Origin of the sequence: Pseudarthrobacter sp. PvP004, from assembly GCF_017876035.1 — a bacterium.
Taxonomy (GTDB): Bacteria; Actinomycetota; Actinomycetes; order Actinomycetales; family Micrococcaceae; genus Arthrobacter; species Arthrobacter aurescens_A.
This window is the reverse complement of record NZ_JAGINL010000001.1, coordinates 4,562,638-4,583,805: the sequence shown is the minus strand read 5'-3', so window position 1 is coordinate 4,583,805 and position 21,168 is coordinate 4,562,638. Positions and strand designations below refer to the sequence as shown.

Sequence of the window (21,168 nt, the reverse complement as noted above, 5' to 3'; positions counted from 1 at the left end):
AAGCTATGAACGCGGCCGCAGTCCCCGAAGCCTCCCACCCGACATCCGAGCTTGCCTCAGGATCCGTCGCCTCAAAAAAGGGACAAATCCTTGCATGGGCGTCCTGGGACTGGGGTTCGGCTGCCTTCCAAGCGGTCATGACCACCTTCGTTTTCACCGTTTACCTCACATCCAATGCTTTCGGCGGAGAGGACGCCGCGTCGGCCGCCCTGGGTGCCGCCCTGGCCATTGCCGGCCTCGCCATTGCGCTCCTGGCTCCCGTAACGGGCCAGCGTTCGGACGCCGGTGGACGCCGCAAGCTCTGGCTCGGCGTCAACACCGCCGCCACGGCCGTCCTTACCGCGCTGTGCTTCTTCGTGTTCCCGCAACCGGAGTTCCTGCTCCTCGGCGTCTGCCTGATCGCACTCGGCAACATCTTCTTTGAGTTCGCCGGCGTGAACTACAACGCCATGCTGGCCCAAATCTCAACACCGCGGAACATCGGCAGGGTCAGTGGCTTCGGGTGGGCCATGGGCTATCTCGGAGGGATCGTGGCCCTCCTCCTGGTCCTGCAGTTGTTCGTTCAGCCTTCCTTTGACTGGTTCGGCGCCTCCACGCAGGACTCCCTCAACATCCGGCTCGTAGCCGTCTTCTCGGCGCTATGGTTCTTCATCTTTGCGCTTCCCGTGATGTTCGCCGTCCCTGAGGTCTCCGTCAAGAAGGCCGCTGCATCTCTGGGATTCCTGGCCTCATACAAACTGTTGTTCCGCCGCATCGGGGCGATCTACCGGACCAGCCCGCACACGATCTACTTCTTGCTGTCCAGCGCCATTTTCCGCGACGGTCTCGCGGCCGTGTTCACGTTCGGCGGCGTCATCGCCGCCGGCACGTTCGGCTTCGAACTCAAGGACGTCATCTTCTTCGCCATCTTCGGCAACGTAGTCGCGGCCGTCGGCGCCATTATGGGAGGCTTCCTGGATGACAGGATCGGGCCCAAAGCCGTCATCGTCCTTTCCCTGGTTGGCCTCCTCATCGCAGGCACAGCCATTCTGGTTCTCGGCAACGGCGACTACGTCTTCTTCGGCAATGAATGGCCTGGGTCCACAACATTCTGGGTCTTCGGCCTTCTGCTCTGCCTGTTCGTGGGACCGGCCCAATCATCTTCGCGGGCCTACTTGGCAAGGCTCGCCCCCGCTGGCGAATCGGGCGAATTGTTTGGGCTCTACGCCACAACCGGGCGGGCCGTCAGCTTCCTCGCCCCCACACTTTTCACCCTGTGCATCACCATCGCCTCGCCGCTTGTAGCAGAAGGCGAAGCCCAACGCTGGGGCATCCTCGGGATCATGGTGGTGCTCCTTGCAGGACTTCTGGTGATCCTCCCGGTGAAACCACCGGCCAAGGTGGAAATAGCCGTGGTGCCTGAGCGTTAACTACATAGGACTGGCTGAGCGCAAACGCCGTACCAGACCCGTACAACAGAGTTAGGGTGGAGCTATGAACGTGGATGAGACTGAACTCCCGGGCCTCGGGATCCGCAAGGATTTCGTCACGGCATCGGGCCGTCGCATCGGTGTCGTGGAACTTCGTGAGGGTGAGACCGAACTTTTCGTTTCTACCTGGGATGATCCTGACACGTGCCAGGCGTCCATCCCGTTGACGGCCGATGAAGCATCGACACTCGGCAACCTCCTGAGCGGCCAGCACATTGCCATGCGCCTGGCAGAGGAACATCGCGAGATCCCGGGCATCGTCACCCGCCAGTTCTCCATCACCCCCGATTCACCCTTCGTCAACCAACCCATGGGCAAGGCACAAATCCGCACCCGCAGCGGTGTCTCCATCGTGGCGATCATGCGCGAAGGCGAGGTGGTCCCATCGCCGGCGCCCGACGTCGTACTTCACACCGGCGATTTACTCGTAGCGGTCGGCACGCAGGAAGGTCTTGACTCGGCAGCCGATATCCTCCGCAACGGCTGACCGGAATGGATCCGCTCGCATTAGCCCTCGTTGAACTGGGGGCCGTCGTCTTTTGCCTCGGTCTCCTTGCTCGATTAGCGGGCCGGATAGGCATGTCTCCCATCCCCCTCTATTTGGTGGGTGGGCTGGCCTTCGGAGCTGGCGGGTTCGTCAAACTGGATGGCATGCACGAGTTCGCCCATCTCTCCGGCGAAATCGGGGTCATCCTCCTGCTGCTTATGCTCGGATTGGAATATACGGCGTCGGAGCTGGTCACCGGACTTCGGCGATCCTGGCAGGCCGGTGTCATGGATTTCATCCTCAACTTCATTCCGGGCGCGGGATTGGCCGTACTTCTGGGCTGGGGACTTGTGGGCGCCATCGTCATGGGTGGCGTTACCTATATCTCGTCGTCAGGCATCGCGGCCAAGGTGATCACTGACCTCGGCCGTATCGGTAACCGCGAGACTCCCGTGGTGCTTTCCATCCTGGTTTTCGAAGACCTTGCCATGGCCATCTACCTGCCCATCCTCACCGCCATCCTTGCCGGCGTCGGGTTCCTGGGCGGATTACAAACTGTGGGAATTGCTCTTGCAGTGGTCACGGTGGTGCTGGTCATCGCCCTCAAGCACGGGCACCGGGTATCTCAAGCGGTGCACAGCGAGAACTCCGAGGTCTTTCTGCTGAACGTGCTCGGCCTGGCACTTCTCGTGGCAGGCATCGCCTCTGCCCTCCAGGTGTCGGCCGCAGTGGGTGCCTTCATGTTGGGTATCGCTATCTCCGGCGCGACCGCCCACAATGCCACGCGGATCCTCGAACCGCTTCGGGATCTTTTCGCTGCGATCTTCTTCGTGGCCTTCGGGCTCAACACGGACCCGACCTCCATTCCACCGGTCCTTGGCTGGGCTCTGGTGCTGGCCGTCATCACTGCTGCTACCAAGATGCTCACGGGCTTTTGGGCTGCCAAGCGCGCAGGCATCGCTGTACCGGGCCGCTTCCGCGCAGGGGCTGCCTTGATCGCCCGTGGTGAGTTCTCCATCGTCATCGCTGGCCTGGCTGTTGCTTCAGGCGCCGTGCCAGACGAACTTGCCGCCCTCGCCACGGCCTACGTACTCATCATGGCTATCCTCGGCCCGCTGGCTGCCCGCTTTGTGGAGCCAGTGGTCAAGGCCATCCGAAAGACACCTGGAGCCCCACCCCGTACCCCGGAGCCAGCCCCCGCCTAGCGTGCCATCTCCGCCCCTTCGTTCCACACGCGCCGAGGGGCGACATCTCAACCCAAACCCCTCCACCGAGGGGCGACATCTCAACCCAAAGAGCCCTCCAAAGCCCCGAGATCTAACCCCTCGGCGACCACCCACCCCGGATGAGGGCCTCCCTTATGCGACGAACTACTCCGTCGTAGCCACACTCCCGCACCTGCTCCACCGTGATCACTACGGAGATCCAGCCGTTTGCCGCGAGTGAAGCCTCGCGTCGGATGTCGGATTCTTTTTGTGCGGCACTGAGGTGATGGCCGCCGTCGTAATTGATCGCAACCTTGAAGTCCGGAAAGGCGAGATCCGGCCACACCAACTCGCGGCCCGCCGGGTCGCACACCACGTAGCTCAGCACAGGTTCCGGCAAGAAATCGCGACCAATCGCCAGTCGCAGCCTTGTCTCAGGCACGGAATCCGCCCCAACACGTGCCAAGTCCAGCGCAGCCCGAGCCTTCCGAATGCCACGCGCGCCGGCATGTCGTTCGACCTGTGCCTTGAGATCGTCTACCGAACAGAGCGGCACCCTGTTATGCCCGAAGCTTCGGGTTTGGCTGCAGATGAAATGATCGGCCGCTGCGACGAGGTCTTCGAATGGAAGTACTCCGGCGAGGTCCAACCAGGTTCGGGCAGGCGTCGTGACAGGAATGCCGTCGATGGCGCTTACGTCCGAGTCCATAAGGACCATTCGGTGCCCTCGAACTCCCCTGCGTTGCGGCCGAAAAGTACCGTCCGCCCGAGTGAGGTGGACCAGGAAGTCGTGCTGCGCATCCCACGGCAAGGGGCATCCCCACAGCATGGCCGCGGTTTCGCGGCAGCACACCGCCCCGCCGCTCACGGCTGTGAGGAGCCGGGCGGTGTGCACGGGGTCCTGTTCCTTGCCCCACGGAACTCGGATTCCCCTGCTGGCAACGCGGAGATCGCTATTCCATGCACGATGGTCCGGCAGGCCTGCAGCTTGGTGTTCGGCAAGCGTGAATGAACGGCCTTGGAGCTCAATCGGAAGGGGCGCGGTAATCCTCATCAGCCATTGTTGGCATGCTCCAAGGACCTCTGGGAGGTTACCCACAGTGTGGAGGACTAGTGGGCCCCATCAGCACTCACCGAGGGGCGAGATCTCAACCGAAAGACCAACCCAAAGTGCCGAGAGCTAACCCCTCGGCGCGAGAGGTGAGCAAGAGGAGCGCGAGAGCTAACCCCTCGACGCATCAAGCATCAAGCATCAAAAGAGCTAGATGGACGTCCGGTGGAAATTCTGGTGGCTGCGGCTTGCAGTTGGTCCGCGCTGGCCCTGGTAGCGGTTACCGTACTCGCCGGAACCGTAGGGGTGCTCCGCCGAGGACGTCAGGCGGAAGAAGCACAGCTGGCCGATCTTCATGCCCGGCCACAGTTTGATGGGCAAGGTTGCCACGTTGGAGAGCTCCAAGGTCACGTGACCCGAGAAACCGGGATCGATGAAGCCAGCCGTCGAGTGTGTCAGCAGCCCCAGGCGTCCAAGGGATGATTTCCCCTCAAGACGCGCAGCGATGTCGTCGGCCAGGCTGACAGTTTCATAAGTAGATCCGAGCACAAACTCACCGGGGTGCAGGATAAAGGGCTCGTCGCCTTCCACTTCCACCAGCCGGGTCAGTTCGGGCTGTTCCTCTGCGGGGTCGATGTGGGCGTATTTATGGTTGTCGAAGAGCCGGAAAAACCGGTCAATCCGCACGTCCACGGAGGACGGCTGAACCATCGCGGGGTCGTACGGTTCAAGAACAATCCGTTGGGAGTCTATTTCGGCACGAATATCGCGGTCAGAGATCAGCACAGCATCAAAAATACCCCATGCATTGTCCGCGCCGCCCCATGGGACTATAGTTCCCGGACATGTAGAACCGCGCCCGTACCTGGGGGCAACGAGCATTCGCGGGGTAAAAGTGAGAAAAATGGCAGCGCCTGCCGCTATCGTGCTGGCCTGCGCGCTGGCGCTGGGGGTGGCCGCATCCAGCCAAATTCTCCCGTCCACCCAGACGGTCCCCGGCCCCACTGCCAGCCCGTCGTCCGGCGTTCCGTCAGGACTGACGGCACCGAAAGAAACCACGACGGCGGACCCCGCACCTTCAGCGCCGCTCCCGGCGGCCGGTACCGCGTCCAATCCCGCCACTGTGCCCGCCCCTGCCCCCGCGACACCGGAGCCTGCACCAAGCGCCGGAACGGAAACCGACTCGGACAGCGGACCCGTCGCGGTGGATCCCGTGTTTGAAACGCCACCTCCTGTGCCCAACATCGGGCCATCCTGGGGGCCGGACAACCCCTCGGAGACGGGTGCCACCGATCCACCGGCAACGGAGCCGGCTCCACAGGAGACCGCTACTACTGTCCCGGCCGAACCCACGCCGACGGCCCCGGCCGTCGGGCCCAGCCCGGCTGCGTCTCCCACGCCAACAGCGCCAACGGAAACGGCGTCCGCGACTCCCTCCCCAACAGAAACGGCATCCTCCACAGAACCAGCACCAACAGAGACGTCGGCCCCAACACAACCGGCCCCCACAGAAACCACCTCACCCGCGCCAACACCCACACCCGAAACGACCACAACACCAACCACCACCCCCTTCCCGGGCAAGGCCCCCAGCGGCGAGGCAGATCCGGGAAACGGTGCGCTTGCCCTCCTCCCGGACAGCAACACAGCTGCGATCCTGACGGTCTTCAACGCGATCAACAGCTACCGCGCATCGCTTGGTCTGGCACCGGTGAAGTATCACGCGACGGTGGCGAGCCTGGCCCAGGACTGGTCCAACAACATCGCGACGCGTGAGGTGATCCAGCACCGCGCCAACTTCTGGACGGATCCTCGGGCGCTCAATCCGAACAATGGCGCGGGTGAAGTCATCGCTGTCCGCTGGGACCGTGACGCGGCCCAGCTTGTGGAGTGGTGGAAGGGTTCGCCGGGTCACGATGCTCTTCTCCGTGATCCCCGGTTCAACGTCATGGGCATAGGTATCACGTACACGGATGGCAATTGGCAGACCACCCCTAACCGTTACACGCTGTGGGGTGTGGTGAATTTCTTCGGCTACACAACGTTGCCGGCTGGGACCACAACGAGCCCCGGCGGTACTGTTCCGCCTCCAACTGACCCTGTGGGTGTCTGCGAACCTGGCAGCAAGCACCAGCCACCCACCCTCAACTTGAGCGCGGCATCGATCAGCAGCGCAGCCGACCTCGTGTCGATCGCCGGCGACGGCTCCGTGGTTGCGTACCCATCATGGGGCGGCGGCCGGTACGGAGGCGGCAAGAGGATCGGCGTGGGGTTCACCGGACTCAAGGACCTCTTCATTGTGGACTGGGACCGGGATGGTGTGTTTGACCTGATCTCCCAAAGACTCGACGGCGCGCTCTTGGTGTATCCCGGTCTTCAGGCAGGTGGGTTCAAGGATCCTGTTGCGCTTGGCCAGGGCTGGGGGACGCTGAACATCGCTGTGGGCACTTGGTGCGCCAACAACCGGCTTCCCCAGATAGTTGCCATGGATTCGGGCGGTAACCTGTACCTCTATAAGAATGCGGGCCTGGCCTATATTCGTGCGCAGGCGGCGATTGGAACGGGCTTCCCTGCAATCAGGCTGAGCATGGTGGATTACAACGCCGACGGATTCCAGGATCTGCTCACAACCGAGGCAAACGGCACCCTCCGGCTGTATCGCGGCAGCGGGCTGGGCACGCCCAAGCAGGAATCCCGTCCGGTAGTGGGTGCAGAATGGACCGACTACATAGGGCTGCGGGCGCTGCGCGGGGTGACGGGTCCCGACTCGACGGGTATTGCCGGACTGGACCGCAATGGTGTTGTTGAGTATTGGGATCTCAACACCGGACGCCTGACTACGCCTGTGACCATCGGTATCGGCTGGGGCGGGCTGAAGTTCGCCCAATAAAGCGGAAACCGACGCACCCAACCGGCGGACCGCCGTCGTACGCCAACCGCGGCGTCCCGGACAAAACCAACCGCGGCGTCCCGGACAAAACCAACCGCGGCTAAACGGACGAGTCCAACCGCGGCTAAACGGACGAGTCGGCTTCGATCGCAACCTTGAGTTGTTCCAGCTGCGCCACTTCGCCCTCAAGGGTTTTTTGGATCATGCCGTTCATGAGCTTCCGCAGGCCCTTGGGGTGGTATTCGAGCGCGAAGCGAAGTCGAGTGGTGTTGCCTTCGGTACTGAGGTAGTAGCCTCCGGTTGGCCGGGCGGGTCCTGCCACTACGGCATAGCGGACTTCGGCGCCGGGACGGGCGTCTGTGATCTTGAAGTCGGCGGCTACGGGGCGGCCGCCTGGCCCGGAAACGGTCTGCTGGTAGAGGGCGCCCTTCTGCCCGCGTATCCCGGAGCGAAGCGAAATGCTCCGTATCCCAGTTCGCCACAGGGAGTTGTTCATTCCGTCCATGAGGAATCCGTACACGGTCATGGCGTCCCTGCTGATCACCACTTCATTAGCTGCGAATGCCACGGAACCCTCTTTCGGCGTACGGTCGAATGTCGTAGCCCGGTTCCCCATACACAGCAGCTAACATCTTCAGAATAGTCAGCGGCGGGCGCCTGCGACACACGACTGCCGAGCCTTGACCGAATGGTTACCTGCCAATTTTCCGGGGCACTGCTGACAGGCGTCCCCAGGCCCGGTAGAGTGCCGTGCGGCTGGCAACAAGCAAATTGGGGGCGTTATGCGAAGTCACATCCGTTCGGGTTCCATGGGGAACGCACGACGACGGCTGGCGGCTTGCGCTGCTGTCTTCAGCCTGGCGGTGGCTGGCGGCGTCGTGGCTGCAGCGCCTGCCACGGCTGCGCCGACTCAAGCTGTCACCACCACAGCACCGGCCGCCGTCGCCCAAACAGCGGTCCCCACCACAGCGAATCCGCTGCCGAGCGTCGATCCTGTGGGCGATCCCGCGAACCTCTCTGTCTTGGTCAATAAGTCCCGGCCACTGAACCCGGTGAGCTACGCTCCTGGCGACCTGGTCAACGCCCGCGGTTCCGGACAGTATCTGCGGGCCGAGGCTGCGGCATGGCTCAATGGTTTGTTCCAAGGTGCGGCCGATGCCGGCACAGGCGGGCTGGCGGTAGTGAGCGGTTACCGCTCCTACGCTCAGCAGCAGCAGGTCTACTCCTATTACGTCAGCATCTACGGCCAGGCCCAGGCTGACCTCATTTCGGCGCGTCCCGGGCACAGCGAACACCAGACGGGACTCGCCGTGGACGTCGGAAACGCCAACGGTTCCTGCGGCCTCAGCACCTGTTTCGGGGACACTGCCGCAGGTATCTGGGTGGCGGCGAATGCCCACAGGTACGGCTTCATAGTCCGGTACCCCAACGGCTACACCAATGTCACGGGGTACAGCTACGAGCCGTGGCATTTGCGCTACGTCGGGGTGGATCTGGCCACCGACATGAAGCGCCGCGGCTTCCCCACCATGGAGCAATACTTCGCCGGCAACCCCACCGCATATGCAAGCATCACCTCCGGCGCTGACCTGGTTGCTGCGGACTCCTCGGGCCGGCTCCTTCGCTACCCTGCACACGGCGGTGGCGGCTACGGCATTCCTTCTGTGATCGGCTCCAACTGGCATGGTGTGAAGCAGGCCTTCGTGGTGGACTGGGACGCTGATGGCGTCTACGACATCCTTGCGCAGTGGGACAACGGCACGTTGGGCTTGTTCAAGGGTTGGCCTGGCGGTGCTTTTTCCACTCAGATCGTGGTGGGAACGGGTGATTGGGACAAGATGACCATCACCGTGGGCAAATGGTCCGCCGCGCAGGGGTACCCGGGCATTGTGGGGTATTTCCCGGATGGCGGTCTCCGGTACTACCCCAATACTTCGGGCAGGGCTTTGAGCTACCGGGTGGATATCGGGAGTGGTTGGGCAGGCATGGGCCTGACCATGGCCGACTGGAATGCCGACGGCGCCAACGACGTCCTGGCAATCACCACCTCCGGGCATTTGCTCAGCTACCCGGGCAACGGCGGGGGTGGTTTCGCGGGCCTTCCCGCCACTGTTGGTTCCGGTTGGGGCACCATGAAGGCCCTGGTTCCGAGCTTCGGTTTGTCCGGTCCGGGTACGCGCAGCATCACTGCGCAAACCGTGGACGGTTACCTCGTGGACTACGCGCTGGGCGTAGGTGTGTGGGGTGCTCAGCGCCAAGTGGGCAACGGCTGGAACGGCATGAAGCTGTTTAGATAAGGGGATGGTCGCCCATCGGTGCGCCGGTCATGAGGAGCCCTGTAACTGCGCTAAGCTAGGACTCGCTCAGGGGATTCTCCCGGGCAACGCGGGCGTAGCTCAATGGTAGAGCGCTAGCTTCCCAAGCTCGATACGCGGGTTCGATTCCCGTCGCCCGCTCCAAGAAAACCCCGGATCCAACGATCCGGGGTTTCTTTGTTCCCAAGACATGCTCGACGACGACACTCACCAAAGAGGGCCGTTTACCCGTCGACCGGGAGGCCTCGCGAGCCTAAACTCTTACGTACATCCACCTATCCGGGAGGTCCTCCAATGACTCTCGCCGACGATGCTGGGGCGGGTCCGCTCGCCGTCATCAACCGCCTGCTGGAAGCTACGAACAAGCACGATCTTGAAGCCTTGGCTGAGTGTTTCGCGCCGGGCTACGTCAACGAAACACCGGCCCACCCCACCCGGGGATTCACGGGACGGGACACTATCCGCAGCAATTGGGAGCAACTCTTCACAGGTGTACCGGACATCGCAGCCCGCATGCTGTCCCACAGCGTGAGCGGCGGAAGTGTGTGGACAGAGTTGCATTTGAAGGGTGCCCGTCGTGACGGCACCCCGCATGAGATGACCGGCGTCATTATTTTCGGCGTGGACCAGGGCATCATCAGCAGCGCCCGTTTCTACCTTGAACCCGTGGAGCAGGTTGTGACCGTGGACGATACCGCGGAACGCGTCACTCACCGCGTGACGCATGGCCGACCGGCGGTTCAGCCCACCCAATAGGCAGAGGGCCGCGTGACTCCGACCACAGCACTATCCGGGGAGGTGTATCGTCAGGAGTCAGGAGCCATTTCGGCTCCGCTCTAAGGGAGCCATCATGGGCGACAAATCACCGCGCCAAACTGCATCGAAGAAATCCAGCAAATCCATCAAGGAAAAACGCGCGGATAAGCGGGCTTCCGAGTCCTCCGCCACCGAGGCGGCAAAGCCTTCTACCGGCAACAAGAAGTGACCGCGCCAACCGGCCAGCTGAGCATAGGCGTCCTGGCTTCCTCGCTGAAGCCCAATGAGCGCCGCCTGCCGATCCACCCGCAGCATCTGGAGCGCATTGCACCGGAAGTCCGGCAACAGCTCCGCTTTGAACATGGCTACGGCGAGCGGTTCGGTGTCCCGGACAGCAAGCTTGAGTCGCTGGTGGGCGGGCTTGGTACACGTCAGGAGTTGATCGCCACTAACGATGTCATCCTCCTGCCCAAGCCGCAGGCCCAGGACTTGGCGGAGCTCCGTGACGGCCAAACTTTGTGGGGCTGGCCGCACTGCGTGCAGGACCGGGCGATCACCCAGTTGGCGATCGACAAGAAGCTCACGCTCATTGCTTTTGAGGCGATGAACCACTGGGCGGGCGACGGTGGCTTCGGCCTCCACGTCTTCCACAAGAACAACGAGCTCGCCGGGTACTGCTCCGTGCTGCACGCCCTGGCCCTGACGGGTTCCACCGGCGACTACGGCCGCCGGCTCAGCGCCGTCGTGATTGGTTTCGGAGCCACCGCCCGCGGTGCCGTCACCGCGCTCAATGCCCATGGCGTCCATGACGTCCAGGTCCTTACCAACCGTGGCGTTGCCGCCGTCGGATCTCCGATCCATTCAGTGCGGATCGTGCAGTTCGACCACGACAGCAAGGCGCCGTTCCTCAGCGAAGTCATCACGGACAAGGGGCGCAAGCCCTTGGCGCCGTTCTTGGCCGCGGCGGACATCGTGGTCAATTGCACCCTGCAGGATCCGAACGCCCCGCTGACCTACCTGCGGACGGAGGACCTGGCGGAATTCCAGCCGGACAGCCTGATCGTGGATGTTTCCTGCGACGAAGGCATGGGTTTCAGCTGGGCGCGGACCACCACGTTCGACGAGCCCATGTTCCGCGTGGGCGGGCACGTCAACTACTACGCCGTGGACCACAGCCCGTCATATCTTTGGAACTCGGCCAGCTGGGAAATCAGTGAGGCCCTGCTTCCATTCTTGGAAACCGTGGTGGCGGGACCGGACGGATGGGACGCCAATGAGACCGTCTCCCGGGCCATCGAAATCCGTGAAGGTGTCATCCGCAATCCGGACGTCCTGGAGTTCCAGGGCCGATCCGCGGAGTACCCGCACCTACCTGTGGCCTAGCGCCACGCAGAATGAAGCGCCCCCCGGTTCGCCGGGGGCGCTTCGACTGTTTAGACGGTCTGCGGCTCCCGCACGATCCGCAGCACCCGACGCCGATCCCGCAGGTCTACTTTGATGTGCAGGGATGACTTCCGGGCCAGTACGACGGCGACTACCGCAGCTGCGATGGCCGGCACGCCACCGGAGATCAGGACGGCCAGGTGCGGACCGAGGTGCTCGGCGAGCCAACCCATCATGGGACCGCCGATTGCCTGGCCGCCGATCAGCACCACCAGGTACAGGCTCATGACACGGCCGCGAATGCTCATGTTGGAGCTGGTCTGCACCATTTGGTTGGCCGCGGTGAGGAACATCAGGCACCAGAATCCGGCCAGGACCATGGTGACGCTGAACCACACCATGGTTGGCATGAGCGAGGAAACACAGAGCATCAGGCCGTACAACCCGGCGGACGTCACCACCGAGCGCAACCGCAACTGACGACGGCGGGTGGACGCTACCGCACCGGTCAGCGCACCGAGCGCAACCATGGCGTTCAGCAGGCCGTAGCCTCCGGCACCGGCGTCGTACACGTGGTCCGCGAACGCGGCCAGCAGCACCGGCAGGCTCATCGCGAAAACTGCCACGAAGCCGGCCATCAACCATGGCCAGTAGATGGTTGGCTTGCTCAGCGCGTAGTTGAGGCCTTCGCGCAGCATTCCTTTCTTGCGGGGCGTCGGCTGGCTGAGGTGCAGCTGGTCCTTGCGGAGGATCAGCAGCATGGCCACCGTGGAGCAGCACGCCACGGCGTTGGCGGCGAAGGCCCAGCCGGCACCAACTGCTGTGAGCAGCACACCGGCCAGGGCGGGACCGATCAGTCCACCGAGCTGGAAGGTGGTGGAGTTCACGCTGATGGCGTTCCGCAGGTACTTGGGGCCCACGAGTTCGTTGACGAACACTTGCCGGGCCGGCTGGTCCAGGACGGTCACAAAGCCCAAAACCAGGGCGATGACGTACACGTGCCACACTTCTACGCGCTGGCTTAGGGAGAGCACCGCGAGCACGGCTGCGAGTACCGCTGCCGCCGACTGGCAGATGATGAGGATCTTTCGCTTGGCAAAGCGGTCGGCGATCATGCCGCCCCACGGACCAAGGAAAAGCGACGGCATGAACTGCAGCGCCACTGTGATTCCGACGGCGGTGACGGAACCGGACAGCTGGAGCACCATCCAGTCCTGGGCGATGCGCTGCATCCAGATGGCGATCACGGCAATAAAGTGGCCGATCGCGAAGATCCTGAAGTTGGGGACTTTCAGGGATATGAAGGTATGCCGCCAGGGCAGCTTTTCGCTCACGACGGCGAGTGGCTGGGTGACGGTGTCCGGCGGCTGAGGCGCGGAGAGGGAATCGATGACGGGCTGGCTGACGTTTGCCGCTGAAGGCGGTGGGGGTGCCAAAAGTAGTCCTCGGATCGAGAGTTTCGGTGGGATACGTTTAACGCTATGGTTGCCAGCAGCAATTATGGAAGCGTATTGCGCCTATAACTAGCATTGCGGAATGCAATGAGCCCTCTCCACCGGCGCAGTACTCCGGCCCGGCGCTGACCTGCGCTTTAGGAGTTACGTGTTCGAACCTGTCCAGCTCCGTTCCTTTTTGGCCGTCGCAGAGACGCTGAGTTTCACCAAGGCTGCAGAGCGCCTGGGGCTGGCACAGCCCACAGTCAGCCAGCATGTCCGCAAGCTCGAGGCTTCCGCCAAACGGGTGTTGGTTGCCCGCGATACGCGCGAGGTCCGGCTCACCGACAACGGCGATGCCATGGCCGGATTTGCCCGCAGCATCCTGGCCGCCCACGACTCCGCTGCCCGCTACTTTTCCGGTTCAGCCATGCGCGGGCGGCTCCGCTTTGGCACTGCCGACGACCTCGCTATCACCGGCCTTCCCCGGATCCTTCGCGAGTTCCGGCAGCTGTACCCACAGATCAACTTGGAGCTCACCGTCAGCCAAAGCGACCAGCTCTACAAGCGACTCAACGCCGGGCAACTGGACCTGGTGTTCGTGAAGTGGGTGGCCGGGGCGAAGGAAGGCACCGTGGTCCGGCACGACAACTTCGCCTGGGTGGGCGTCGAGCAGACCGTGCTGGAACCCGGGGCACCCGTCCCCCTCATCGCCTACCCCGCCCCAAGCCTCAGCCGAAAACTTGCTATCGACGCTTTGGAAGCCGAGGGCCGGACCTGGCGGATCACCTGCAGCACCAAGCAAATCAGTGGCGTGCTCGCTGCTGTGCGCGCCGGTATTGGAGTTGCGGTAATGCCCGCATCCTTGGTGCCGGAGGACTTGAAGGTCATCACCCAGAGGTTCGGCCTACCCCCGGTGGGTGACGTCGATTTCACCCTGATCCGCAATCCGCTGGCCAACGCTGAAGTGATTGACGCCCTCACTCAGGCCATCATGGGCCGGACGTTGAGTAAGTCGAACTAGTGGACAGGACGGCTTGGCCGGCTGCGGTCCACCAGCGACAGTCGGGGTGGGAATGCGACTTTCGAAGGCGGCGGGTTGAGGACGCCGAAAGCGACCGGAACATCCGAAGCCTGAACCGACGGCCGTAGTACGCTCACCCAATGATTCACGCTGAGCTAACACGTCCATCGTCAAGCCTCCATGCGTCCTGGCTGGAAAGCTGGGACGAGTGGGGAACCCTTGACCAAGACGGCTCCGCGGCCTTTCTGGCAGCCCGCTACGAGTTGGATCTTCGCGACAGCAACCACTTCGCCCAGTGGGTTGAACTGCTGCATCACATGCCCTTGGCAGAATTCCAGCCTCCTGAAGGCGTGGTCAACCAGAGCACCATCTGGGTGGTGGAGGGCAATTCGTATCTGGGTTCCACCAGTCTCAGGCACGCCCTTTCGAGTGAGTATCTGACCGAGGTGGGAGGACATATCGGTTATGGAATCCGGCCCAGTGCCAGGGGCCGGGGACTCGCCAAGCTTGCCCTCACTGGGGCCCTCCAGGAAGGGCGCGCCCTGGGGATGGAGCGCGTCATGGTCACCTGCAAGCAGTCCAACCCGGCTTCCGCCCGCACCATCGAGGCCTGCGGCGGCATCCTTGAAGGCGTCCGCCCACCGGAGAGTTTCAGCCCGGACCTGGGCGTTACCGAACCCATTCGTCGTTACTGGATAGATCTCTAGCCCACAAAAGTGCGCGGTCAAGGTCATTGCTGACTCGGCACGTACACCGCACCCATTTCCGCCGAATGCACCCGTAACCTCTGGTGCGCACGGCGGGAAAGGGCGCGGCGCCGGCGCAAAAGGGGTGCGCACCGCGGGAGTGGGTGCCCAAAATGTTCAACAGGCGATACACCCTTACTGGGTAAGCGCATTCCCGGTATCCTGTGAAGCATGATCGACCTCACCACGTTGGCTGACCTCACGCCTGGCATTTGCTCCGTCACTCTCCGCTCACACGGGATTGACGATGTGGTCCGGATTTCCTCGGACGCAGGCTTGGCCGGCATCGAATGGGGAACGGATGTGCACGTCAGCGATCCCGGTTCAGCTGCGCACGCGAGGGAAGCCACGGAGGCGGCTGGACTCAGCGTCCTGTCGTTGGGTTCGTACTACCGGTGCGGCGCATTCGGAGACTTCACCCGCGACCTGGACCTCGCTGCAGCGCTCGGAGCCCCCCGCGTCAGGGTGTGGGCCGGTGAACTCGGTTCGGCGGACGCCAGCCAGGAGCACTGGGATGCGATCGTGAAGGACACTCGGCGAATCGCGGACCTCGCGTCCGAGCGCGGAATCGCCATCGCGTTCGAGTACCACGGCCGAACCCTCACGGACTCCCCCGCCACCACTCTTGAACTCCTGAACCAGGTCAACCACGCCAACGTCGGCACTTACTGGCAGCCCGCCGTCGGGCTTTCAGACAAGCAGGCGCTGGAGTCCCTCCACGAAGTCTTGCCGCACCTGGTGGGCGTGCACTGTTTCTCGTGGGGGCCCCAAGCTGAGCGTTTCCCGCTTCGGAACCGGAAACTGCTGTGGCAGACCGTTACCGACGTCCTGCGCGGCAACGGCAAGGACATGGACATCATGCTGGAATTCGTGGAGGACGACCTTCCGGACAACGTGCTCAACGACGCCGCTTTCCTGCACACCATCACACTGGGTGAGGACTAAACGGTCCAGCCCATCCGGTGAAGCCATGCGGCACAAAGCACGGTCCACTGATCCGCGCCGGGCGTCCCCGTAGCCAAGCCAATGCCGTGGACACCGTTCGGAAATACGTGAAGCTCCACTGAAACGCCGGCCCTGCTCAGCGCTCCTGCGTACGCGAGGCTGTGGCTGACTGGAACGGATTCGTCGTCGGCAGTGTGCCATAGGAAAGCGGGCGGAGCGTCAGGCGTGACGTGCAGTTCCGTTGACAGCTCACGCAGGACTTCCGGCGTTGCGCCCACTCCTGCGAGGTTGTCCACGGACCCCTGATGCACGGAATCCACGAACGAAATCACCGGATAGCAGAGGATGCTGAGGTCTGGAACTGACGCATCAATATCCAGCCCGGGATCTCCAGTGAGCACGCCCACGGACAGCGTTGAAGCCAGATGCCCGCCGGCAGAAAACCCGAGGACCCCAGCCCGCGCCGGATCGACGTTCAATCCATGATCACCATCGCGGATCCAGATCAAGGCCTGCTTGGTGGTGGCCAACGGCGCCGGGTGCCGATGCGGAGCCACTGGATATCGCAACACAAACGCGTGGATCCCCAGCGAAGCAAGCCATTCAGCCACCGGCTCGGCCTCGTGGTCGGCCTGCTTGGCGTAGCCTCCGCCGGGTAGCACCAGGACGGCGGGGGCCGCTCCGGTGGAACGCCCGACGGCGGGAATCACCGTGAGTGCCCGGGGCGCCTGGCCAGCGGCGGAGGTCATACTTGCGATTCGGCCGGGATCTCCGTGCTGCGGCGGAGCTTGACCGCGCCACTGACGGGAGGCGTGTCAGGATCTCCGGCAGCGAGGCGCCCAATGTCCTCCAGCGGCAGATGCACGGTGGACAAAGCCGGGCGGAAGTCCCGCAGGGTTTCGATGTCGTCAAAACCGGCGATGGTGGCGTCCCGGGGAATCCACACGCCTTCGGGCCGGAGCGCCGCTGTAACTCCAATGGCCATAACATCATTCACGGCGAAGATGCAGAGCCGTTCTTCGGAAGCCTTGATCCGCTCGGCGAGCGCCAGGCCGGCGTCGTATCCGCCGGCGCGGTTGAAGCCCGTGCGCATGATCTCTGCTTCGGGCCTGCCGGCGTCAGCGAGTCCGCGCTGGAAACCGCGGACACGGTCGTCGGAGGTGTACAGCCCTTCGGGACCTGCAACGATCAGGAACTCACCGTGGTGCGTGGCGGCCAGTTCCGCAGCGAGGCCTGCAGCAAGCTCCTCATTGGGGACTTTCACCACGTGGTAGCCCTCCGTAGTGGAAGCGCCAACCACCGGGTGGCCCACGACCCCCACGTGACCGCCGTTGCGGCAGTAGCGGTCCAGTTCGGCGGCGAGTTCCACGTTGCCTTGCTTGTCCTCGGCGCGCACGGAGCGCGAGCCGGCGATCACGATCGAATCGGCACGCCGGGCGGCAAATGCGGCCACTGCTTCTTTTTCATCCGCGGGCGCGCCGGACGTGCTGGCCAGCAGCACCATGCGGTTCTGCTGGCGGGCTGCTTCCTGGACGCCACGTGCGATGGCGGAGAAATAGGGATCGGCGATGTCATGAACAATGAGGCCGATCAATCCGGAGCTGGATTTCGCCAGTGCCTGTGCCTGGGCGTTGGGTACGTAGCCGAGCTTGTCGGCGGCCTCGCGGACACGCTCTGCGATGTCCTCGGCGGGTTTGCGGGACGAGCCGTTCAGGACCCGGGATGCCGTGGCAAGGGAGACTCCTGCCAAACGGGCAACTTCACTCAGTGTGCTGGCGGCCACGGGGCCCTCCTTTTCTGCAAGCGTCGGGACTGGCGCTAAGGAAATTATGGCAGTTCTCGCTGAATTATGGGAAAGCGCTTGCCAACCCGGCGCGCCATAGTGCATGATCGATGCAACGGGAATGCGCTTTCCCACATGAGAACAGCAAGCACCGGCATCCGCAGAGCGACCGGCACACAAGGCACTGGAGAAAACATGGGCTACGAAACAAAGACGATCCGCATCGCCATGAACGGCATTACCGGCCGTATGGGTTACCGCCAGCACCTGCTGCGGTCCATCCTGCCCATCCGCGACGCCGGCGGCTTCACCCTTGAAGACGGCACCAAGGTTCAGGTTGAGCCGATCCTGGTTGGACGCAATGAAGCCAAGATCCGCGAACTCGCCGAGCTCCACAAGGTCTCCGAATGGACCACTGACCTGGACGCCGTCATCGCTGACCCCACCGTTGACATCATCTTTGACGCCTCCATGACCAGCCTCCGCGCCGCCACCCTGAAGAAAGCAATGCGCGCCGGCAAGCACATCTTCACCGAGAAGCCCACGGCCGAGACCCTCGAAGAAGCCATCGAGCTGGCACAGATCGGCAAGGAAGCCGGCGTCACCGCAGGCGTTGTGCACGACAAGCTGTACCTCCCCGGGCTGGTGAAGCTCCGCCGTCTGGTGGATGAGGGCTTCTTCGGCCGCATCCTTTCCATCCGTGGCGAATTCGGCTACTGGGTCTTCGAAGGCGACGTCCAGGCTGCACAGCGTCCCTCCTGGAACTACCGCAAGGAAGACGGCGGTGGAATGACCACGGACATGTTCTGCCACTGGAACTACGTCCTTGAAGGCATCATCGGCAAGGTCAAGAGCGTCAACGCCAAGACCGCCACGCACATCCCCGCACGCTGGGACGAGGCAGGCAAGGAATACAAGGCCACCGCTGACGACGCTTCCTACGGCATCTTCGAACTGGAGACCCCGGGCGGCGACGACGTCATCGGCCAGATCAACTCCTCCTGGGCCGTCCGCGTCTACCGCGACGAACTGGTCGAGTTCCAGATCGACGGCACCCACGGTTCCGCCGTCGCCGGTTTGAACAAGTGCGTTGCGCAGCAGCGCGCCCACACCCCCAAGCCCGTCTGGAACCCGGACCTGCCCGTCACGGAATCCTTCCGCAGCCAGTGGCAGGAAGTTCCCGCCAACGCTGAACTGGACAACGGCTTCAAGCTGCAGTGGGAAGAATTCCTGCGCGACGTCGTCGCCGGCCGCGAGCACCGCTTCGGCCTGCTTTCGGCAGCACGCGGTGTGCAGCTGGCCGAGCTCGGCCTGCAGTCCTCGGCTGAGCGCCGCACCATCGACATCCCGGAGATCACCTTCTAATGACGTCACTGATTCTTCCCACCGACGACGGCGGCACCCGCGAGTACCGCCTTCAGGCAGCCACCTCGTGGGTCAAGCCGACCGCTCCTTTGACGGCACGCCGCGCTTACGCCGCCGCCCACGTCATCCCTGAGGTCGCCGCGGACAACACTCCCGGCGCACCGGCTCAGCTCGATTGGGACGCCACGTTGGCCTACCGGCACGAGCTGTGGTCCTACGGGCTTGGCGTTGCCGACGCCATGGACACCGCGCAGCGCGGCATGGGCCTTGACTGGGCAGCCACCCAGCAGCTCATCAAGCGCACCGGCGCCGAGGCCGCCTCCGTTGTTGCAGCGGGCAACGCTGCCATCACCGGCAAGTCCGTCCGCGACCTTGTCTCTTGCGGCGCAGGCACCGACCAGCTGGATATCGCTGCCCTTCCCGAGGGCGCAGCGGGTATCCAGGCCGTCATCGACGCCTACCGCGAGCAGATCGCCGTCGTCAGCGAAGCCGGTCCCAAGGTCATCCTCATGGCGTCCCGCGCCCTGGCCAAGGTTGCCAACGGCGCTGACGACTACCTGCACGTCTACTCGACACTCCTGCAGGAAGTCGACCAGCCCGTCATCCTTCACTGGCTTGGCACCATGTTCGATCCCGCACTGGCCGGCTACTGGGGCTCCGACGACGTCTCTGTGGCCACCGATACGTTCCTCAGCTTGATCCGCGAGCACTCGGACAAGGTTGACGGGGTGAAGGTTTCGCTGCTGGATGCTTCCCACGAGGTCGCCCTGCGCGCTGCACTTCCGGAAGGCGTCCGCCTCTACACCGGCGACGACTTCAACTACCCGGAACTGATCGACGGCGACCAAACGCACCACTCGGACGCCCTGCTGGGCATCTTCGCTGCCATCTACCCTGCCGCTTCGGTTGCCTTGCAAAAGTACGACGCCGGTCAGGGCACCGAAGGTCGCGCCATCCTTGACTCCACCCGTGAGCTCGGAAAGCACATCTTCAGCGCACCCACGTTCTACTACAAAACCGGCATCGCCTTCATGTCCTGGCTCAACGGCAAGCAGCCCGGCTTCCAGATGGTGGGCGGCCTGCACTCGGGTCGCTCCGTGCTGCACCTGGCTAAGACGTTTGAACTGGCCGATCAGGCCGGCTTGCTGAAGGATCCGTCGCTGGCCGCGTTCCGGATGTCCGACTTCCTGCGGATCAACGGGGTGGGCGCATGAGCGCGGACTTCTCCCGGCTGTCGCTGAACAGCGCCACCACCAAGAAGTGGACCCTGGCCGAAGCCGTGGATGGTTGCGCACGCGCGGGGATCCCCGCGATCGGACCGTGGCGTGACCGCGTGGCCGAGGCTGGCTTGGACAAGGCAGCGAAGCTGATCAAGGACGCAGGTCTCCGGGTTTCCTCGCTCTGCCGCGGTGGCTTCCTCACGGCGGCTGACGCTGAAGGACAGGCTGCAGCGCTGGCTGACAATTTTGAAGCCGTCCGTGAGGCAGTAGCGCTGGACACGCAGGAGCTGTTCCTGGTGGTTGGTGGGCTCGCTCCGGGTGAGAAGGACGTGGTGGCTGCACGCCAGCGCGTGGCCGACCGCCTTGAGGAACTTGTTCCGTTCGCTTCGGAGAACGGCGTGCGCCTGGTGCTGGAACCCCTGCACCCCATGTATGCCGCCGACCGCGCGCTCATCTCCACCCTTGGCCAGGCTCTCGATCTCGCCGCGCCGTACGACGCAAAGGCTGTCGGCGTCGCCGTCGATACCTTCCACGTCTGGTGGGATCCGGAACTGAAGGCGCAGATCGAACGCGCCGGCCGCGAAAATCGCATCGCCTCTTACCAGGTGTGCGACTTCAACCTGCCCATCGCTGCGGACGCGCTTTTGTCCCGCGGCATGATGGGCGACGGCGTCATCGACTTCGCCACCATCGGCACCTGGGTCAGGGATGCCGGATACACCGGCGACATCGAAGTTGAAATCTTCAACCAGGAAATCTGGGACGCCGACGGCGACACCGTCCTGGAAACCATGAAGCAGCGCTACGCGGAGCTGGTCCTCCCGTTCGCCTAACAACGTGGTCCTCCCGCGGATGCCCTAAGTTCCGCGGGAGGATCGCTCCAAAAAGCCAGCGGGCTCCTGCCAAGGTCACGGCAGGGGCCCGCTTTTGTGTCAGCGCCACCCATGTTTCAGCTTTGCTGGCTCGGGACTGTGCGGCCACCACCTACTTTGATTGCTGGCATCGGCGGACACGCCGCATTCTGGGCGTGTCGAGAGGCTTTGAGTTTCGAAGAGGGTGGTGACCGCACGCTCGTCTTTTGTGTCGGTTGTAAGTC

Annotated in this window: 20 protein-coding genes and 1 tRNA gene; 15 read left to right on the top strand and 6 right to left on the bottom strand. The window is 63.4% G+C overall.

Features of this window, described 5'->3' with window-relative positions; translation table 11 throughout:
• Nucleotides 1-5 precede the first annotated feature (5 nt).
• The 3 genes from J3A64_RS20925 to J3A64_RS20915 all read left to right on the top strand — a co-directional run bounded on the left by J3A64_RS20925 (nt 6) and on the right by J3A64_RS20915 (nt 3,161).
• Nucleotides 6-1,409: an MFS transporter gene (locus J3A64_RS20925; RefSeq protein ID WP_011776295.1), complete on the top strand. Its 1,404-nt coding sequence runs from the start codon at nt 6-8 to the stop codon at nt 1,407-1,409.
• Nucleotides 1,410-1,473: 64 nt separating this feature from the next.
• Nucleotides 1,474-1,956: a cation:proton antiporter regulatory subunit gene (locus tag J3A64_RS20920; RefSeq protein WP_011776296.1), complete on the top strand. Its 483-nt coding sequence runs from the start codon at nt 1,474-1,476 to the stop codon at nt 1,954-1,956.
• 5 nt (nt 1,957-1,961) lie between these two features.
• Nucleotides 1,962-3,161 carry a cation:proton antiporter gene (locus tag J3A64_RS20915; RefSeq protein WP_014922944.1) on the top strand — a complete coding sequence of 400 codons (1,200 nt, stop codon included), beginning with the start codon at nt 1,962-1,964 and terminating at the stop codon, nt 3,159-3,161.
• 112 nt (nt 3,162-3,273) lie between these two features.
• Here J3A64_RS20915 and J3A64_RS20910 read toward each other — a convergent pair whose 3' ends face one another.
• Complete coding sequence (locus J3A64_RS20910; RefSeq protein WP_210065710.1) at nt 3,274-4,215, bottom strand: endonuclease domain-containing protein; 942 nt, start codon at nt 4,213-4,215, stop codon at nt 3,274-3,276.
• Between the two features lie 207 nt (nt 4,216-4,422).
• Nucleotides 4,423-4,998, bottom strand: coding sequence for a dCTP deaminase (gene dcd / locus J3A64_RS20905; RefSeq protein ID WP_011776299.1), 576 nt, complete (start codon nt 4,996-4,998; stop codon nt 4,423-4,425).
• Nucleotides 4,999-5,116: 118 nt separating this feature from the next.
• On the opposite strand from dcd, the gene J3A64_RS23840 reads away from it, so the two are divergent.
• A complete protein-coding gene (locus J3A64_RS23840; protein ID WP_286176426.1) occupies nt 5,117-7,102 on the top strand; it encodes a CAP domain-containing protein in 1,986 nt (661 codons plus the stop codon).
• 124 nt (nt 7,103-7,226) lie between these two features.
• On the opposite strand, the gene J3A64_RS20895 is transcribed toward J3A64_RS23840, so the two are convergent.
• Nucleotides 7,227-7,670, bottom strand: coding sequence for a membrane protein (locus J3A64_RS20895; protein WP_014922947.1), 444 nt, complete (start codon nt 7,668-7,670; stop codon nt 7,227-7,229).
• Nucleotides 7,671-7,884: 214 nt separating this feature from the next.
• Between J3A64_RS20895 and J3A64_RS20890 the strand changes: the two genes are divergently transcribed.
• The 5 genes from J3A64_RS20890 to J3A64_RS20875 all read left to right on the top strand — a co-directional run bounded on the left by J3A64_RS20890 (nt 7,885) and on the right by J3A64_RS20875 (nt 11,556).
• Nucleotides 7,885-9,399, top strand: coding sequence for a D-alanyl-D-alanine carboxypeptidase family protein (locus J3A64_RS20890; protein WP_210065708.1), 1,515 nt, complete (start codon nt 7,885-7,887; stop codon nt 9,397-9,399).
• Nucleotides 9,400-9,487: 88 nt separating this feature from the next.
• Nucleotides 9,488-9,561, top strand: a tRNA-Gly gene (locus tag J3A64_RS20885).
• Nucleotides 9,562-9,711: 150 nt separating this feature from the next.
• Nucleotides 9,712-10,173 carry a nuclear transport factor 2 family protein gene (locus J3A64_RS20880; RefSeq protein ID WP_011776303.1) on the top strand — a complete coding sequence of 154 codons (462 nt, stop codon included), beginning with the start codon at nt 9,712-9,714 and terminating at the stop codon, nt 10,171-10,173.
• Between the two features lie 94 nt (nt 10,174-10,267).
• Nucleotides 10,268-10,402, top strand: coding sequence for a hypothetical protein (locus J3A64_RS23835; RefSeq protein ID WP_011776304.1), 135 nt, complete (start codon nt 10,268-10,270; stop codon nt 10,400-10,402).
• Nucleotides 10,399-11,556, top strand: a complete 1,158-nt coding sequence (locus J3A64_RS20875; protein WP_011776305.1) for a N(5)-(carboxyethyl)ornithine synthase — start codon at nt 10,399-10,401, stop codon at nt 11,554-11,556. Before J3A64_RS23835 ends, J3A64_RS20875 begins: the two co-directional genes overlap by 4 nt.
• 50 nt (nt 11,557-11,606) lie before the next feature.
• Here J3A64_RS20875 and J3A64_RS20870 read toward each other — a convergent pair whose 3' ends face one another.
• A complete protein-coding gene (locus J3A64_RS20870) occupies nt 11,607-12,992 on the bottom strand; it encodes an MFS transporter (RefSeq protein ID WP_011776306.1) in 1,386 nt (461 codons plus the stop codon).
• A gap of 166 nt (nt 12,993-13,158) precedes the next feature.
• On the opposite strand from J3A64_RS20870, the gene J3A64_RS20865 reads away from it, so the two are divergent.
• The 3 genes from J3A64_RS20865 to J3A64_RS20855 all read left to right on the top strand — a co-directional run bounded on the left by J3A64_RS20865 (nt 13,159) and on the right by J3A64_RS20855 (nt 15,704).
• Nucleotides 13,159-14,013 (top strand): LysR substrate-binding domain-containing protein, encoded by an 855-nt coding sequence (locus J3A64_RS20865; RefSeq protein WP_011776307.1) that lies wholly within the window; start codon nt 13,159-13,161, stop codon nt 14,011-14,013.
• Between the two features lie 140 nt (nt 14,014-14,153).
• Nucleotides 14,154-14,720 (top strand): GNAT family N-acetyltransferase, encoded by a 567-nt coding sequence (locus tag J3A64_RS20860; protein WP_210065706.1) that lies wholly within the window; start codon nt 14,154-14,156, stop codon nt 14,718-14,720.
• Between the two features lie 210 nt (nt 14,721-14,930).
• Nucleotides 14,931-15,704 carry a sugar phosphate isomerase/epimerase gene (locus tag J3A64_RS20855; RefSeq protein ID WP_011776309.1) on the top strand — a complete coding sequence of 258 codons (774 nt, stop codon included), beginning with the start codon at nt 14,931-14,933 and terminating at the stop codon, nt 15,702-15,704.
• Here the strand turns inward: J3A64_RS20855 and J3A64_RS20850 are convergent.
• Together J3A64_RS20850 and J3A64_RS20845 are read right to left on the bottom strand one after the other, a co-directional pair.
• The gene (locus tag J3A64_RS20850; protein ID WP_210065704.1) at nt 15,701-16,453 is read right to left on the bottom strand and encodes an alpha/beta hydrolase; all 753 of its coding nucleotides are present in this window, start codon (nt 16,451-16,453) and stop codon (nt 15,701-15,703) included. The two genes, J3A64_RS20855 and J3A64_RS20850, sit on opposite strands and share 4 nt — an antisense overlap.
• On the bottom strand, nt 16,450-17,487 hold the full coding sequence (locus J3A64_RS20845) for a LacI family DNA-binding transcriptional regulator (protein ID WP_014922953.1): 1,038 nt from the start codon (nt 17,485-17,487) through the stop codon (nt 16,450-16,452). Before J3A64_RS20845 ends, J3A64_RS20850 begins: the two co-directional genes overlap by 4 nt.
• Before the next feature lie 195 nt (nt 17,488-17,682).
• Here J3A64_RS20845 and J3A64_RS20840 point away from each other — a divergent pair, with 195 nt between their 5' ends.
• The 3 genes from J3A64_RS20840 to J3A64_RS20830 are packed head-to-tail and all read left to right on the top strand — an operon-like array spanning nt 17,683 to nt 20,905.
• A complete protein-coding gene (locus J3A64_RS20840) occupies nt 17,683-18,852 on the top strand; it encodes a Gfo/Idh/MocA family protein (protein ID WP_210065702.1) in 1,170 nt (389 codons plus the stop codon).
• A complete protein-coding gene (locus J3A64_RS20835; protein ID WP_210065700.1) occupies nt 18,852-20,066 on the top strand; it encodes a dihydrodipicolinate synthase family protein in 1,215 nt (404 codons plus the stop codon). Before J3A64_RS20840 ends, J3A64_RS20835 begins: the two co-directional genes overlap by 1 nt.
• Nucleotides 20,063-20,905, top strand: a complete 843-nt coding sequence (locus tag J3A64_RS20830; RefSeq protein WP_011776313.1) for a sugar phosphate isomerase/epimerase — start codon at nt 20,063-20,065, stop codon at nt 20,903-20,905. The genes J3A64_RS20835 and J3A64_RS20830 overlap by 4 nt, the downstream gene beginning before the upstream one ends.
• The last annotated feature ends 263 nt before the right edge of the window (nt 20,906-21,168 follow it).